We start from the raw sequence: 16,171 nt of genomic DNA, 5'->3' as shown, positions 1-16,171 counted from the left end.
CGGATCTCTATCCAGCCGGTCGAACGGTGGCCGGCAATCGGTTGATTTTCGATTTTCCCATTGCCATTGACGCCCGCTGGAAAACAGGATATCCCAAGCCCGTTGAATTCGATCCGGAGGTTGAAAAACGGGTGGACCGTATGTGGAAGACCCTCGGCCTGCCCCATAAATAAACATCACATGCATGCCCGGCGAAGGGGGTGCGATTGGGACAGGGTCTGTCCAGACAGGAACAATGGCGATGGGCAACCAGGTATTTGATGGGGCGCTGGAAAAAGGCGCCCGCTGCCAGCGGCTTTCCCGGGAAGAGGCCTATTGCCTGGCTGAAGCGGTCACTCCCGACCGCCTTCACCGACTGGGCGCTGCGGCACTGGCCAACCGTCAACGGCGCTATGGCCGGCAGGCCACCTACGTGTTCAATCTGCAGATCAACCCCAGCAACATCTGTGGCAGCGGCTGTACCTTCTGCAACTACGCGGCATCTAAAAATGCCCCGCATGCCTATGTGCTGGAAGAATCCGAAATCTTCGAGCAGGTCGAACGCCTCAATCCCACCGAAGTACACATCGTCGGCGGTCTAAATCAGATCTGGCCCTATCACAGAAATCTGGAACTGGTCAGATCGCTGCGATCCCGCTTTGCGGACCTGCATATCAAAGCGTATACGGCCGTAGAGATCGATTATTTCGCCCAAACCGCCGGCCTGTCCGCAATGACGGTGCTGGACCAGCTCCAGGAAGCCGGTATGGATGCCATGCCGGGCGGCGGCGCGGAGATTTTTTCCGACCGGCTCTATCGACGGCACTGGAAAAACAAAACTAGCCCGGGCGACTGGGTGCGCATCCATCAACTGGCTCACAGCAAAGGGATCGGCACCAACGCGACCATGCTTTTCGGGTTCGGCGATACCTGGGACGAGCGCATCGAACACCTGCTGATCCTAAGACGGGCCCAGGACCAATCCGGCGGATTTTCCTGCTTCATCCCGCTGCCCTTTCAACCGGGTGCCGGCAATTTCATCGAAAAAGGGCCCACGCCCCTGGAAACCCTCACCGTTATGGCGATTTCGCGGCTGCTGCTGGACAATATCTTGCATTTAAAATCCTACTGGCCCATGACCGGCCTGGAAACCGGGGCGGCCGGATTGAGCTGGGGGGCGGATGACATGGATGGCACCATCAGCCAGGAGAAGATCGCCCACCTGGCCGGTGCGGCCACACCCGTGGGGCTGGCCCGTGAAAAGATGGTCGAAACCATCCATACGGCCGGATTCACTCCCGTGGAGCGGGATGGCAGGTTCTCACCCCGGAGCAGGCCGGCATGAGTGCGCCCGTGGCGATGATTCCATACACCAACATGGCCCCCTACCGCCAATTGGCGGCACCCCGGGGATGCCATTTCGTTTCTCTGGTGCCCCGCGCCAGTATCGGAGCGCTGCTGACGGGCAGGGTCGCTGCGGCGGCCGTCCCCGTCGGCGGACTGCCTCAGCTGGCCGGAATGGTCGAGACGGCAGGGCGTTTCGGCATCGCCGCCAAGGGACCCAGCATGAGCGTTCTTTTTTTTTCACATGGCCCTTTTGAAGCGATGCAGGCGCCGAAAACCCTTCGGCTGACCAGTGAATCCGCTTCCAGCGTTCGGCTGCTTTTTCTGCTGTTGGGTCGAACCATCGGGTTCGATCGGCTCCCGAACCTGGCGACCCAAGGCCGCGAGCCGGATGGGGAGCTTCTCATCGGCGATCGCGCCTTGATCAAGGGTGCAGCGGCTGGAACCGGCCAACCATTCGACCATGTGACCGATCTTTCACAGGTGTGGTTCGATTGGCATGGCCTGCCCTTTGTGTTCGCCCGATGGGTGGTAAGAAAAGACGCCCCGGCACCCGTAAAGACGGCCATTTTAGAGTGGCTGGACGAGTTTAAAGATCAAGAATCCGTGCTCGTTGCCCGGGCCGTTCCCGAAGCGGCAGACCGTTTGAAGCTCCCGCCTGACCTGGTTGTGCGCTATTTTCAGGCCATCCGACGCTGTCTGGATGACAGCGATCTCCGGGGGCAGGAACGTTTTTTTCAGGAATTTGAACAGGTCGGCAGAACGCCGCTGTTTCAAAACGCCGGATAGGGTGGCACAATCAGGTGGATAGATTCATGACGACACGATCCGCATTGGAGAATAGACAGCGCTGCGATCGGCAGCAGGCGCTGAAACTGCTTGGCGACCTGCCCATGGGTGAGTTGATGAACCTGGCCCACCAGGAACGCGTGAGGCGGTTTCCGGATGAAACGGTCACTTTTGTAGTGGACACCAACCCCAACTACACCAATATATGCGTGACCGGCTGCTTGTTTTGCGCCTTTTGCCGCAAGGCCGGGGACGCCGATGCATACCTGCTCAGTCCGCAGGAGGTGGCGGAAAAAGTCAACCGTGCCGTTGCCAAAGGCGCAACCACGGTACTGCTCCAGGGCGGCCACAATCCCCGGGTGGGGCTAAGAGACTGGCAGGCCTACATCCAGGCCATACGGCGCACCTGTCCGCAGGTTCACATTCACCCATTCAGCCCGGCGGAGATCGTTTTCATGGCCGGCCGCGAAGGCTGTTCGGTTGAGGTGGTGCTGAAGACACTCTGGGATGCCGGCATCCGGACGATCCCGGGTGGTGGTGCTGAAATTCTCACCGAACCGGTCCGCAGAATTATTGCTCCGCGCAAAGCCACCACCGATCAATGGCTGGATGTATGTGAAAAAGCCCATGGGATCGGATTCAAGACCACCGCTACCATGATGTTCGGTCATGTTGAAACGGATGAAGATATCGTCGACCATCTCCTTCGTTTGCGAGAACTTCAGGACCGCACCGACGGGTTTTCCAGTTTTATCCCCTGGTCTTTCAAGCCCGGCCGTACGCGCTTGGCCCAACAGGTGAAACACCCTGCTCACCCCGCCAGATACATACGGATCATCGCTTTGGCCCGATTGGTGCTGGATAATTTCAGCCACATTCAATCGTCATGGTTTTCGGAAAATGTCTCAGCCGGGCAACTGGGCCTTCTGGCCGGGGCGGATGACTTCGGCGGGGTGCTGGTCGAGGAACATGTCCATAAAGAGGCCGGCCACGACCGGCAGGCCACCGTGGACACTGTCGTCACCATGATTCGCAGGGCCGGCTTTACCCCTGCAAGACGGGATTCTTATTACCGGATACAGGCAACCTTGGCTCCCTGAGCCTACAGGTCCCCGCTGAACGCTTTCTCTGCCTCTGCTTGCAGCAATTCCGGACAGTCTGAGTAGCGGGGGGAGAAATGAAACAGGCTGAACTGCTTCACCCGGCAGGCGCGGGCGATTTCACCGGCCTGACGGGCCGTGAGATGGCGTTTTTTGCGGGCGATTTCCCGGTGGCTGTGAGAAAACGCCGCCTCCACAAACAGACGATCCACACCGCCGGCCAAGGCGATCATTTTGCGGATGTTTTCAGGCGTACCGGCTGCATCGGCAATATATGCCAGACGCTGGCCCGGTGAAATGCGCGTGATGGCCTTGCTCAGTTCTCCCAAAGAAACGTCATCTTTGGCCTTGGTTCTGGGCGCCGTCGGGAGCGCAACCTTGGTTTGCGGGTCCACCCCGCCGTAAAGCATGGCCTTGAATCGGTTCAGCCAGGGGCCCGGTGGCAAGGCCAGGCGTTCCAACGATTCCTTAATGATATTGATGTGGAATGCTTCGGCGAGGGCAAACGCCAGAACCGGAATCCCATGGTCGAGGTGCACGGCGTGGACGGTCACGGCCGGCTCGTCCAGGATGACGCCGTCGAAGGGGATTTCCCTGATTTCAGCGTCGGCGGCAAAGCCGCTGCGGCAGTGAAAACTGCAGCACAGTGACCGGTCGCGGTGAACCTCGGTCGCATGCAGCGTGAACCGGTTGTGGTAATTCGTGACCAGATTCCAGCAGTAGCCGGCCAGCTTGCCCCTCAGATTCGCCAGAAAACCCTGGGGGCCATAAAGATAGAGATCCTTGTCCCGTCCCAGAAAAAGGCGCAGCACGCGGTCGAACCCCGCAAAGTGGTCCATGTGGGTATGGGTGACGAAGATGTGGGTGATTTTGAGAATGTCTCGGGCGGCAAGGGCGCCAAGATCGCCCAGGTCGAAGAGCATTGCCCGGTTTTGGTGGCGGAAGTGAACGTAAAGGGCTGGATCGTCGAAAGGACCGTTGACCAGCTGCGGAAGGAAGGCTGGACCCATGCAACGGCTCAGGGCAGGAGCTTGGTAACCTGTTTATGGATGCACAGATAAATATCTGCATCCGATCCGAAGACGTCCACCACCGCTTTATGGTTGATCAGCTTTTCGATAACGAAGGCGGTCAGGTAGAGGCTGACGACGTTCGGTTGCTGGACCAGGTTGCGAAATGGTGCGATCTGGTAGTCCACGTCAAATTCATCGGCGTGGGAAAGGGTTTCCAGACATTTGACGATCTGCTCTTCCAGGGCGTTTTTATTGGTGGTCTCCACCAGGTGTTCTTCCACCAGTTTCATGGCAATGGGGTTGGCGAAGCGGGTCGGATCTTCCCTAACCATACTGATGGCCGCCCGCCGTGCATGCTCTTTGGAGGACTCTATTCTGGACAGAATGCTGGATTCACGGTTGCTGGGTCGGAAAACTTTTGCCATGGGTGCTCACCTGTTGTTGACGGATTGTTCATGCGCTATCGCTATGGCTCCTTATAAAAAAGTTATCAGGGCCAATGCAAGCAAAAAAAAGTATGCCGCCGATTTAAAAATCGACGTCAAGGGGTCACGGACAATGGTTTTTCCCGGTAAAGCAGGAAAAGGCAACCGGGTTGGCTTCACGGATCGGTATCTTCGACCAGGAATTGGATGTTTTTTTTCCCGTTCCAGTAATTCCATTGCGGGCGATAAGCGATTTTCTCAAATCGGTCCGGCGCCAAGGGTGCGCCGGTGACATTGAACTGGATCGCCGGGTGTTTGCCGCCGCTGCCGGTCCCGCTCTCCAGAATCATGCGACGATGGCGGTCGCCGACGGCCTTGCTTGCATGCACGCGCACGCCGGTATCCATGAACAGCGGATACGGATTGCCCTGACCGAACGGCCCCAGCCGTTCCAGAGCGTTCATCAATTCCGGTGTGACGTCATCCAACGACAGGTGGGCATCAATTGAGAGCCTCGGATCGGCGTCATGATTCACCGATAGATGCCTGACAACCGTTTCGAGCCGGGTTTTGAATGCAGCCATATTGATGGTCGGAAGTGATAAGCCGGCCGCCAGGGGATGACCTCCGAAACGGTCCAGAAGATCCGCGCATTTGCTCAGGGCCACTGCCATGTCGATGCCGTCGACGCTGCGGGCTGATCCTTTGCCTTTGCCGTTGCGCGTGCTGATCACCACTGCCGGCCGATTGAACTGACGTGTCAGGCGTGAGGCCACGATACCCAGAATCCCCTCGTGCCAATGGTTGCCGTGAACCAGTATAACCGGGCTGTTCAGATGACCCGGCGTGGCGGCCAACTGATGCTGGATCGATTCAAGCAAATCGGTTTCCATGGACTGGCGTCGGCTGTTGAGCCGGCAAAGGGCTCTTGCCAGGCGGGCTGCTTTGGGTTGGTTTGTTGCCAGCAGCAGCTCACAGGCCATGCGGGCGTGCACCAGGCGGCCGGCTGCGTTGAGCCGGGGCGCCAGTCTGAAGGCGATGGTTTCAGAATCCGCCGGTTTGTCCGGCGATGCGCTGATTGCCATCAAGGCAGCGATGCCGGGCCGCACATTGCGATTGATCTGTTGCAGGCCGGCGGCTGTCAGACACCGGTTTTCGTTTATCAACGGGGCGACATCGGCGACGGTTCCCACCGCCACCAGGTCGCAATAATGTTTCAGGTTGGGCTCCGAACGGTGATTCCAGAATCCTGTTTTCCTCAGGTGAGCCCGTAAGGCGATTAACAGGTAAAAGGCCACACCCACACCAGCCAGATGGGCAAGATTCGCAGGGCAGTCCGGCCGGGTAGGGTTGATTACGGCGATGGCATCTTCGGGCAATCGGTCGACCGGGTGATGATCGGTGACGATGGTGTGGATCCCGGCCTGGCGAGCCAGGCTGACGGCCGCCCCGCTGTCTGAGCCGCAGTCCACGGTAATAATCAGGTTGACACCGGCGGGGATCGCCCGGTTGTTGATGAAATCGGTACCCAGGCCGTAGCCGTGGGCAATCCGATGGGGAATGCAGTAATCGACCCGTGCGCCGCAATGCCTGAGAAAGCCGACCAGCATCGCTGTGGCCGTGATTCCGTCGGCATCGTAATCGCCAAATACGAGCAGCTTTTCGTCGGCTGCCAGGGCACGGTGGATGCGCTGGACGGCAGCGCTCATTCCCGCCATTGTCAGCGGCGGGGAAAGGCTGCTGAGTGAGGGGTTGAGGAATCGGGTGGCCTGGGCATTGGATTGGATACCGCGAACGGCCAGAAGTGCTGCGATCAATGGACCGCATCCGATCTGGTGGGAGAGTTTGCCAACCGTTTCCGGGTCAGGATTGTAAAGCTGCCATTGTTTTTTCATGCAAGGGGCATATCTTATTCCAGAGGTGGGAACAAGCCCGAAACATCCCCAGTTGCGTAAAGAAAGGGAAACCCATCCAGACCAGGCGTTTCCCGTCGCGACCGCCGGTTTCGGCTTGTCAATGACAAGGGCCAGGTGTTAGGTGAAATTGCAGACAACCCGACGCTGCTACCGGGTAGACCGGCGGCAGATCAGTTTCGTTAAATTCATTCTTGAGGCCTATGACAACGTGGCGGTCATGTCCACCCTGGACCCGCATGTTGCCCTCGTGCGGATTGTGATCGCACCGGGATGTGAGGACTTGGTCAACGGCATTGTGGACAGCTTTGCAGGGCAATTTGAAGTGGTTCCGGTCAAGGAGGCCTCCTTGACCGGCCGGACGGCAGCATTGAACCGGCAGCTGGTTGTCAGCAGCGGGTGACGGACACCAAATGGAAGGGGTGCATATTTTCCAATGAAGTCAAAACTGCTCCATATCAGCACCATTGGATGCCAGATGAACGTTTACGATGCCAATCAGATCGCAGGTGTGCTGGCACCGTTGGGGTATACCGGCGCCGATACCATCGAATCGGCCGACATGGTTATTGTCAATACCTGCACCATCCGTGAAAAAGCCGAGCAAAAAGCTTTCAGTTTTCTCGGACGTCTGGCCAAAATCAAATCGGCCAATCCCTCCTTGATCGTTGCCGTCGGAGGCTGTGTGGCCCAACAGGAAGGCAAGGCAATTTTAAAACGCATGCCCCATGTGGACCTGGTTTTTGGGACCCACGCCATTTTCCGCCTCCCGGAGATGGTGCGGCGCATCGAATCCTCCCGTTGCCGCATCGTGGATGTGGGAATGTCCGATACCATCGAATGCGACAGCCCGGTTGCCGGCCCCCTGGCCGATGGGCAGGTGTCGGCCTTTGTCACCATCATGCGCGGGTGCGACAACTACTGCACCTACTGCGTCGTACCCCATGTACGCGGGCGGGAAGCCAGTCGGCACCCGGATCGCATCATCGAAGAGATCCGCATGCGTGTGGACCAGGGGGTCCGGGAAGTGACCCTGTTGGGACAAAATGTCAACAGCTACGGAAGCAAGGAGGGATTGTGTACATTCGCCGAACTGCTGGGGCGGGTGAACGCGATCGAAGCGCTAGGTCGGATACGTTTCACCACATCCCATCCCAAGGACCTTTGCGAGGAACTGATTGGCACTTTCGGCCGTCTGGAAAAACTGTGCCACCACATTCATCTGCCGGTGCAATCCGGTGACAATGAAATTTTAAAGCGTATGAATCGTCGATACACACGCCAGGCCTACCTGGAAAAGGTCGATCAGCTAAGGCAGGTATGTCCGGATATCGCCATCACCTCGGATTTCATCGTGGGTTTTCCCGGTGAAACGGACCGCCAGTTTCAGGCCACCTTGGACCTGATCGAAACCGTGCGCTACGACGGGCTCTTCGCCTTCATGTTTTCGGACCGGCCCCAGGCACCGGCGGCCGCCTTTGGCGGAAAAATCGACCAGGCACTTAAAAAAGAGCGCCTTCAGGCACTTTTGGATCTTCAGGGTCGCATTACCAAGGAGAAACACGAGGCTCTGGTGGGGCAGGTGCGGCAGATTCTTGTGGAAGGCCCCAGCCGCGGTCTCGACGGCGCTGGAACGGGTATCGCTGCCACTCAGATCAGGTGGAACGGCCGCTCTTCTTCCAATCACATCATCCATTTTGCCGTTCCCGACGGGCTATTGAAGCACAAAGAACTGTTGACAGGGACCTTTGCGGATATCATGATAGAAGGCACCCATGCCCACTCGCTATGGGGAAGACTGATTCCCGAAGCGACGGGTGCCATACCGGAAAAAGGAGAGACCACCGTTGCTGCATAAAGTTAATATTGCAGGACTGGCAATGGATCCGGCATCCAATACCCCGATCATTCTCCTAAAAACGGAGGAAGGGGACAAGACGCTTCCCATCTGGATCGGGCTTCTGGAGGCAACCTCAATTGCGTCGGCCCTTCAGGATATTCGCTTTGACCGGCCCATGACCCATGATCTGTTCAAGAATTTGACCCAAGTCCTTAATGTCCAGATCAATCGGATCGACATTTGCGACTTGAAAGACAACACCTTCTATGCCGAGATCCATTTCGCTTCCAAGGAGCGTTCATTTACCATGGATGCCCGCCCCAGCGACGCCATTGCCCTGGCCCTGCGTTTTCATGCCCCCATTTTTGTGGATGAGCGGGTCATTGAAAAGTCACGCGCGGGAAGGCCTGCCGGAGAGGCGCTCGACGACAGCGAAGAGGGCAAAAAGTGGGCCGAATACTTGGAGCATTTAAATCCGGAGGATTTCGGTAAATACAAAGTCTGATGATCTGACAGGTGTTTTTCAATACACAAAGCACCCGTTTTCATAGATCGTCGTCCGGACCCCGTCGGCGAGGTGGGCGACCACCCGTTTTTTTTCGGTGTTGACCAAATCCCAATGCAGTGCGGAATCATTAAACCCCAGGCGGGTTTTGTGTTCTTTGGTCAAAGACTGCACATCACCACCATATGTGTCCGCATAACTGGCGCCGAGCGCGACGTGGCAGTTTCCCCAACGGCCTCCGAAATTCTCATCGAAAAGTGTGTTGGCCATAAAACGGTTGATTTTTGAAAACCGTTTATCGGTCAGAGAGAATTCACCCAGCCGGGATGCGCCGCGATCCATCTGCAGCTGTTGCCTGACGAATTCGGCGCCGGATTCTGCGCTGACTTCAACAGCCACACCTTTTTTGAAGGTCAGCTTTACCCCCCTGACCAGGTTGCCGCTGCGGTAGGAAGGCTGGTCGGCATAATAAACTCCCTGGGTTCCGCGCCAGTCCGGCGAGACAAACAGCTCAAAACTTGGGATGTTGTGTCCTGAAATCCCGATCCATTGGCGACATTCACCCGGGGTGATCTTCAGATCAACCGCTGCGGATTCGACATGGTAGTGTTTCACCGCCATGCGGTTCAACCAGGCTTTAATCGTGGCGGCATGTTTATGAACCGTCTTCCAGTGTGCCACCGGGTCCCGGCGGTTTAAAAAACAGGCCGTTACAATCTGTTTGGCATAGTCTTTTTCGGCCAATCCAGCATGACGGGCCAGCTCCGCTGTGGGAAGCATGCACAGGGTCCACGAAAAAAGGCCGGCCTGTTCACGTGCTTCGAGAATGTCGCGCAATAATTTTTTGGATAGGGTGAACCGGCTGATTTTTTTCGGGTCGATGGCGCTCAGATGGGTAATGGATGCCGGGGCGTGCAGAAAGATGGATCCATTGAGACTGCGGTAGAGCTCGGTTTCCCCGGGTGGATTGAAGATCAACTGCCGGCGGCTGGCCAGGCCAAAGAAATGCTTTTCCATGTTGGGGGTGGGGTTCATACGGCAAACGGGGTTAATGCCCATTTCAAGCAGCCGGCTTTCAAGGATTTCCGCCAGGTGGAGGGCGTCCAGATTAAATCGCAGCAAAACGATATCCCCTTTCTTGAAGGGCCGGCTGCGTGCGGTTTTGAGTCCCCAGAGCAATACGTCCGCATAGCGGTTCAGCTGGATGTCGTTGAGCATCTCGCCTCCAACGGGTCAGTGGTTGTCTTTTAGAAAATAGCGGTGGTATTCAGGCTCCGAGAGGTGTTTGTGCAAAATGCCTGAAACCAGATCGAAAATGGTTTGGCGCTCTTCGTGGGTCAACCGGTTCCTGAGCAGCGCCATCAATTGATCGTCTGAAAATTTCTGGAGATAGTATATCACGGTGTCCATGTCGGATTCCTGATTAAGCCCGAATCCGATAAAACCTTCGAAATCTTCGATAAAACGGTGTGAATGGTCAGCCATGGTCGTTTCCTGCCGGTTGAGGGGAAAATTGAAAAAAACAATAATTGAAAAGCGCGTCGCGGTCAACATGCACAGGTGACAAGATGGCCACAATTAGTATTCATAGCGATTTTTCCTTGGAAACATCAAGCGGGTAGGGTCAATTGAAGAACCTCGCAGCAAGCTGCGAGGAATCTTCGACCGAAAGGAATACTGTCTATTTTTTGATTCGCTCGCTAACCCCGCCGCAAGCAGCGGGGAGTGCGCTCGCTATCGCGGTTCAACACAGCGCAAGCATGGTCACCGGATCCCAAATGTTCCTGTGCGGTCCTGGCTGAGGGTAACCATGCGCATGGGCCGTTGCGAAACAGCGGAATTGGGGTTGATGTCAATCACCTTTTTGGTTTATAGAGGAGTAAATTCATTGGGCATTTATCAACCGGTCACAACTGGGTCAACGGATGCGGTGGAGGCACGGCTATGAAGTGGAAAGATACAGACGCTGGCGAAGGTGCAGATCCCGAAAAGAGTGATCCCTATTACGCCGATGACGGCTATTCCGCTTTCAAGGAAAAAGGCTTGAAGAAGAGTGCCATCTTGTCCGGCAATCCGGTGCGCTATCTCTACTGGGGGCTGGGTATCGCCGTTGTTGCCGGCGTGGTGCTGCTGGTGCTGCTTCTTTTCTCCAATATCAACGAGTCCTCTGACCTGGCACGCATCAAGCAGCTGGAACAGAAAATCGAACAGTTGGAACTGCGGCTGGAAAAGACCGACAGGATGGATGAAAAAGTGACCCACATCTGGGAACAGGCCAAGGCTTTTGAAACCTTTAAAACCCGGTTTGATCGTTCGGAAGCGTCCATGTCGCTGCGCATGGACCACTTGGCCATGAGTCTGGACGCACTGCAAAAGAAAACGGATGAAACCTTGCAAAAGGTCGCCAAACTTGAAAAGGCGCCCGTGGCGAAGGTGACCCAGTCCAGTCCGCCTGAGGTCAAGAAGCCGGCAGCGGTGAAAACGCACACCGTAGCTGCCGGCGATACGCTTTTCAGCATCAGCCGGCGCTACAACCTGACCGTTGAGGAACTTAAATCCATCAACAAATTGACTGAAGGGGCGGTAATTCATATCGGCCAGACGCTTACGGTGAGTTCGCCGGGCGGCTGACCATGGCGGGTGAACGGTTATCCCCTGAGAACGCAACCGATGGAGAAACAGAGCCTTCTATGAATGATTATTTAAGCCGTTTCCGCGCATCTCCGGCCAGTTTCAAAAAAAGTTTCGGCATGTTGGTCGTCGCTTGGGTCTGCCATCCGATTTTTATTTATTCTCTTTTCTGGGCTGAGGGCGCCCTGGATGGCTCAGGCCCTGAAATAAAGAAGATGGCGATTGTCAGCCTCAGTTTATGCGGCCTGCTTTTTCTCATAAAAAAATGGGCCCGCGCGCTGGTCGTGGTTGGAACCCTTTTTATTGTAATCAATGACCTGGTTTATTTTTTTGTCACCCCCCACAATAAAATTTCAACACTTCTTTGTGTTTCCGTTGTATTGTTCACGATCATGGGTACCTACTGGCTTTTCGTCAAAGATTCCCGAGACTATTTCACCCAGGTCGACCCGAAAATGGAACCCGGGGAAACCCCCGGCCCGGAAACAGGACCCAAGCGGCCCCGTTGATCGTTGGGTTTTGAGGGTGCCCATGGCATTCCCCTTCACGCAGAAGCGGCTTGACAAGGGTAGGCTGAAAGAATAACAGCTCGTAATTGGGCATATGCTTTATTGGAGGGCGCATGGGAAGACCCAGAAAAGACAGGCTCGTGGCGTTCAATCCTAAAATCAGTTATTTCAAGCCACGGGGAATCCCCATGGTTGACCTTGCCGAGGTGTGTATTACTGTTGATGAACGCGAAGCGCTGAGGCTTGCTGATCTGGATGGGCTCTCCCACGAGGAATCCGGACAGTGCATGGGTGTCTCACGGGCCACATTCGGTCGAATCCTTCACCAGGCAAGGCAGACGGTAGCCGATGCGCTGATTAACGGAAAAGCCATCCGGGTCGATGGCGGCAACTACAAAATGGTTGAAGAGCAGCGCCAGTTCTCCTGCCGGAAATGCAACAACCAGTGGAATGAGCCCTTGGGAACCGGCAGGCCCGAAGCCTGTCCCGCATGCGGCCAGGACGATTTTCACCGTTTCCTGGGCGCTTGAACCAACCCGTCGACCGGGTTTTCGATATGACGGTTGTGCGCCTTGCAGCAGCCTTGCGGTCGAACCACCGGTCATCGTGTACCCCTGACGACTCGATCTGGAGATAAGACATGGTACAAATTCAAAGCAGTGTGGATGCAGCCAAACAGAAAGCCGACCCGAATGCCGCGAGGGACGCGAACGTAAAAGGTGCACTGGCGCGCATCAAACATAAATTCATCGTCATGAGCGGGAAGGGCGGAGTCGGAAAAACCAGCACCGCCGTGAATCTTTCTCTGGCGTTGGCCAGCCTGGGGCACCGGGTGGGGATCATGGATGTGGACCTGCATGGTCCGGATGTACCCAGAATGCTGGGGCTTTCAGGAATGCTGGCGCTGGGACCCAACCGTAAACTCAACCCCATTGGCTATTCCAAGAACCTGAGTGCGGTCTCCATCGAGTCACTGACGTCAACGAAGGATGAAGCCATTATCTGGCGTGGTCCGGTCAAGTACTCCGCAATCCAGCAGTTTATTGGGGATGTGGAATGGGGTGACCTCGATTTCCTGGTCATCGACGCACCGCCGGGAACAGGAGACGAACCCTTGACCGTGGCCCAGACTGTTTCCGATGCCAAGGCCATCATTGTCACCACACCGCAGGAAGTCTCTCTGGCGGACGTCCGGAAATCCATAAATTTTTGCAAAACCGTCAAGATGGAAATATTCGGACTCATTGAAAACATGAGTGGATTCGCCTGCCCGCACTGCCACACACGGATCGATCTTTTCGGCTCCGGAGGCGGCCAAAAAACCGCCATTGCCGCTGGAATACCTTTTTTGGGCCAGATACCCTTCGATCAGAAAATGGTGGAATGCGGGGATGCAGGCGTATCCTATCTACAGCTAAACAGACAATCTCCCGTCTCGGCGGCCTTCGACGCCATTGCCCAGAAAATGGCCGGGCTGCTTGCTGCCGGATGATTCGATCCAACAGTCCTTTTCCGGGCCATCTAAAACAGTGTGCAGATGGCGCGGGAAAAGATCGGCGGGGATCCTGCTGCGATCCTTTATCACCCTTTCAAGGCCTGCATCGGATGCAGCTGCAGCTTAAACGGGTGAGCTCCTGCCGCAGTAATTCATTTTGAAGCGCATTCTTAGGACGCTTTTGCTGCCCAAGGGAATGATCCGATGAAACCAGGCATTCTCGACTATCTTTCAACCATGCCCCATTTCTCATTTCTCACCAAAGATGAGCTGGACCTGGCTGTTTCCAAAGCAGCCATCATCCACCTTCCCAAAGGGCATTCGGTTTCCATTCAGGGAAAGACACGCATCGAAAATGTACTCGTGATCATGAAGGGCCAGCTGTCCCTCTATCAGGATGATAAGGGCCGGCAGGAACTGACCGGATATATCAAAAAAGGAGAAGTGTTCGGCGGAATATCGGTCATGCTGAACGCCGGCAATTCCCTGCGGACGACAAAGGTGGATACCGAAGTCACCGCCATCTCCATCCCGGATACCGTCGTCATGGAATTGTGCGCCAAAAACAAGGCGTTTTATGAGTACTTTCTGGTTAATTTCAGCCAGAACATGTTCGATAAATCACTGGATGCCATTACCCGAGTCGCCCAGGCACGACTCTTCCTTGCCGGGGTTGATCCGTTTACCTTTTTGCCGGAAGAAGAAATCGATTGTGCCGCCAAATCACTTTCACACATCACCTACCCCAAAGAAACGGTTTTGTTTGTTCAAGGCAAGACCCGGGTCGGTTATCTGTACATCCTTCAAAAAGGCGCAGCCGAGCGGTACTATCAAGAAAACGGCCAGAAAAAAATGCGGGAATTTCTTTCCGATGGGGATATCTATGGCGGTATTTCCATGCTCCTGAACGACGGGTTGTCCGTTCGCACCATGGAAGTCGTTGAACCCTCAGCCTTCTGGGTGTTGCCCAGCCAGGTGTTTTTAGATCTGTGCCGGAGACACACCGCCTTCTGCGACTTTTTTTCCGACACCTTCGGAAAACGGATGCTCAGCCGATCCTATGCGGCGATTATCGCCAAAACCCTCAGGCCCCAGGAGGACAACCTTCAATTTTTCAATCAGCCCTTGTCTCAGATTTATTCCCGCAATCCGGTATTCTGCGAGGCCGACGTCTCGATCCAGGCGGCTGCCGGTGTCATGGCGCGCCAGAAGAGCAGCTATGCGTTCATACGTGCGACTGATCCCGTACAGGTGGGCATTGTTACCGAAAAGGACTTGTCCCGCAAGGTGATCGCACGCGGTTATCCCATCGACAAGCCGGTGGGCAGCATCATGTCTGCGCCGCTGCGCACGATATCTGACAAGGCTCTGGTGTTCGAGGCCATGATGACCATGATGGAGGAGGACTTCCAGCATGTGGGCGTGGTGGATGCAAACGAAAACATCGTCGGGATGCTTTCCAACAAGGATATTTTGGCATACCAAGGGCAGTCCCCGCTTTTTTTGTTGCGCGAAATTCAGATTTCGCCGGACATGGACAAGATCATCGAAAAGCATCAGCAGGTAACCGGGTTGGTGCGAAGCCTGATCCATAACGGCGCGACAGCCAAAAATGTGACCCGTTTTATCACGGCGGTTGCAGATTCAATTTTAAAAAAAATCATGTCTTTTGCCCTTGATGAAGCCGGCCCGCCGCCGGTGCCTTTCGTGTTCATGATCATGGGCAGCGAAGGGCGTCAGGAGCAAACCCTCAGGACCGACCAGGACAATGCCATCATTTACCGCGACCCGAAACCGGCCGCCGCCGAATCGGTTGAGAGCTATTTTCGCAAGCTTGCCGACAGAGCCTGTACATTGCTGGATCAGGCCGGCTACGATTTTTGCAGCGGCGGCGTCATGGCCAAAAACCCACAGTGGTGCCAACCGCTGAGCCGGTGGAAGGCCTATTTCAGCGACTGGATTCACGCCGCCGAAGCCGAAGACCTATTGCAGGCCAGTATTTTTTTTGATTTCAGCCACGGGTATGGCCAGGAGGCGCTGATTGTTGAACTGAGACAACATTTGTTCACTGCCCTTGACGGATGGTCCGGGTTTTTTCGGCACATGACTGAAAACGCACTCAATTTCAAGCCGCCGTTGGGTTTTTTTCGTAATTTTGTCGTGGAATCAAAAGGCCGACATCGCAATGCCTTTGACATCAAGAGCGCCATGACGCCCATCGTCGACTTCGCCCGGGTCTATGCACTAAAAAACGGCATCGAAGAGACCAATACGCTGGAGCGGCTCGATCAACTCAGGATCAAGAAGGTCATTTCCCAGCAGGAATATGAAGAGCTCGAAAAAGCGTACAGCTTTCTCATGCAACTGCGGTTTGTCAGGCAGATCACTGCTGTCATCGATGAACGCATCAAGCCGGACAATTACATCAATCCGAAAAAACTCACCCACATCGAACAGACCATGCTAAAGGAAATTTTCAAACGGGTTGAGAAATTCCAGTCGCGGATGAATTTTGAATTTATCGGCATTGCCTGACCGGTTCAAATCCTTAGCTGCGGCCTAAATTGATCAGGATGCAGCCCAGTGGATTTAACGCCGGACAGCCTACCCGCCTGCTCGCTTTCCGGT

At 55.4% G+C, this 16,171-nt stretch carries 16 protein-coding genes; 11 read left to right on the top strand and 5 right to left on the bottom strand.

Going from position 1 to position 16,171, the window contains the following annotated elements:
• Nucleotides 1-241 precede the first annotated feature (241 nt).
• The 3 genes from R6V78_RS10710 to mqnC are packed head-to-tail and all read left to right on the top strand — an operon-like array spanning nt 242 to nt 3,212.
• Nucleotides 242-1,324, top strand: a complete 1,083-nt coding sequence (locus R6V78_RS10710; RefSeq protein ID WP_410289353.1) for a CofH family radical SAM protein — start codon at nt 242-244, stop codon at nt 1,322-1,324.
• Nucleotides 1,321-2,112 (top strand): MqnA/MqnD/SBP family protein, encoded by a 792-nt coding sequence (locus R6V78_RS10705; RefSeq protein WP_410289352.1) that lies wholly within the window; start codon nt 1,321-1,323, stop codon nt 2,110-2,112. Before R6V78_RS10710 ends, R6V78_RS10705 begins: the two co-directional genes overlap by 4 nt.
• A gap of 26 nt (nt 2,113-2,138) precedes the next feature.
• Nucleotides 2,139-3,212 carry a cyclic dehypoxanthinyl futalosine synthase gene (mqnC, locus tag R6V78_RS10700; protein ID WP_410289351.1) on the top strand — a complete coding sequence of 358 codons (1,074 nt, stop codon included), beginning with the start codon at nt 2,139-2,141 and terminating at the stop codon, nt 3,210-3,212.
• Nucleotides 3,213-3,214: 2 nt separating this feature from the next.
• On the opposite strand, the gene R6V78_RS10695 is transcribed toward mqnC, so the two are convergent.
• The 3 genes from R6V78_RS10695 to recJ form a co-directional block, all read right to left on the bottom strand.
• Complete coding sequence (locus R6V78_RS10695) at nt 3,215-4,222, bottom strand: ribonuclease Z (RefSeq protein ID WP_410289350.1); 1,008 nt, start codon at nt 4,220-4,222, stop codon at nt 3,215-3,217.
• An 8-nt stretch (nt 4,223-4,230) separates the two neighbouring features.
• On the bottom strand, nt 4,231-4,650 hold the full coding sequence (locus tag R6V78_RS10690; RefSeq protein WP_410289349.1) for a hypothetical protein: 420 nt from the start codon (nt 4,648-4,650) through the stop codon (nt 4,231-4,233).
• A 176-nt stretch (nt 4,651-4,826) separates the two neighbouring features.
• Entirely contained in the window at nt 4,827-6,545 is a 1,719-nt protein-coding gene (recJ, locus tag R6V78_RS10685; RefSeq protein ID WP_410289348.1) for a single-stranded-DNA-specific exonuclease RecJ, read from the bottom strand.
• Between the two features lie 142 nt (nt 6,546-6,687).
• Between recJ and R6V78_RS10680 the strand changes: the two genes are divergently transcribed.
• Genes R6V78_RS10680 through R6V78_RS10670 form a run of 3 tightly spaced genes read left to right on the top strand, consistent with a single transcriptional unit; the run spans nt 6,688 to nt 8,908 of the window.
• The gene (locus R6V78_RS10680) at nt 6,688-6,966 is read left to right on the top strand and encodes a DUF4911 domain-containing protein (protein WP_410289347.1); all 279 of its coding nucleotides are present in this window, start codon (nt 6,688-6,690) and stop codon (nt 6,964-6,966) included.
• A gap of 33 nt (nt 6,967-6,999) precedes the next feature.
• Nucleotides 7,000-8,421 (top strand): tRNA (N6-isopentenyl adenosine(37)-C2)-methylthiotransferase MiaB, encoded by a 1,422-nt coding sequence (gene miaB, locus R6V78_RS10675; protein ID WP_410289346.1) that lies wholly within the window; start codon nt 7,000-7,002, stop codon nt 8,419-8,421.
• Complete coding sequence (locus R6V78_RS10670) at nt 8,411-8,908, top strand: bifunctional nuclease family protein (protein ID WP_410289345.1); 498 nt, start codon at nt 8,411-8,413, stop codon at nt 8,906-8,908. The genes miaB and R6V78_RS10670 overlap by 11 nt, the downstream gene beginning before the upstream one ends.
• Before the next feature lie 18 nt (nt 8,909-8,926).
• Here the strand turns inward: R6V78_RS10670 and R6V78_RS10665 are convergent, their stop codons facing one another.
• Both R6V78_RS10665 and R6V78_RS10660 read right to left on the bottom strand, forming a co-directional pair.
• Nucleotides 8,927-10,126, bottom strand: a complete 1,200-nt coding sequence (locus tag R6V78_RS10665) for an aminopeptidase (protein WP_410289344.1) — start codon at nt 10,124-10,126, stop codon at nt 8,927-8,929.
• Between the two features lie 15 nt (nt 10,127-10,141).
• Nucleotides 10,142-10,393 (bottom strand): cytoplasmic protein, encoded by a 252-nt coding sequence (locus tag R6V78_RS10660; RefSeq protein WP_410289343.1) that lies wholly within the window; start codon nt 10,391-10,393, stop codon nt 10,142-10,144.
• Between the two features lie 459 nt (nt 10,394-10,852).
• Here R6V78_RS10660 and R6V78_RS10655 point away from each other — a divergent pair, with 459 nt between their 5' ends.
• From R6V78_RS10655 to R6V78_RS10635, 5 genes are all read left to right on the top strand, one after another.
• Nucleotides 10,853-11,539 (top strand): LysM peptidoglycan-binding domain-containing protein, encoded by a 687-nt coding sequence (locus R6V78_RS10655; protein ID WP_410289342.1) that lies wholly within the window; start codon nt 10,853-10,855, stop codon nt 11,537-11,539.
• Nucleotides 11,540-11,598: 59 nt separating this feature from the next.
• Nucleotides 11,599-12,048 (top strand): hypothetical protein, encoded by a 450-nt coding sequence (locus tag R6V78_RS10650; RefSeq protein ID WP_410289341.1) that lies wholly within the window; start codon nt 11,599-11,601, stop codon nt 12,046-12,048.
• Between the two features lie 113 nt (nt 12,049-12,161).
• Complete coding sequence (locus R6V78_RS10645) at nt 12,162-12,578, top strand: DUF134 domain-containing protein (protein ID WP_410289340.1); 417 nt, start codon at nt 12,162-12,164, stop codon at nt 12,576-12,578.
• Between the two features lie 110 nt (nt 12,579-12,688).
• Entirely contained in the window at nt 12,689-13,540 is an 852-nt protein-coding gene (locus R6V78_RS10640) for a P-loop NTPase (RefSeq protein WP_410289339.1), read from the top strand.
• Nucleotides 13,541-13,747: 207 nt separating this feature from the next.
• The gene (locus R6V78_RS10635; protein WP_410289338.1) at nt 13,748-16,078 is read left to right on the top strand and encodes a putative nucleotidyltransferase substrate binding domain-containing protein; all 2,331 of its coding nucleotides are present in this window, start codon (nt 13,748-13,750) and stop codon (nt 16,076-16,078) included.
• Nucleotides 16,079-16,171: the final 93 nt, after the last annotated feature.

The organism is Desulfosarcina sp., assembly GCF_046496365.1.
GTDB lineage: Bacteria > Desulfobacterota > Desulfobacteria > Desulfobacterales > Desulfosarcinaceae > Desulfosarcina.
The sequence above is the reverse complement of the archived record's forward strand: the minus strand, read 5'-3'. Positions and strand labels throughout refer to the sequence as shown.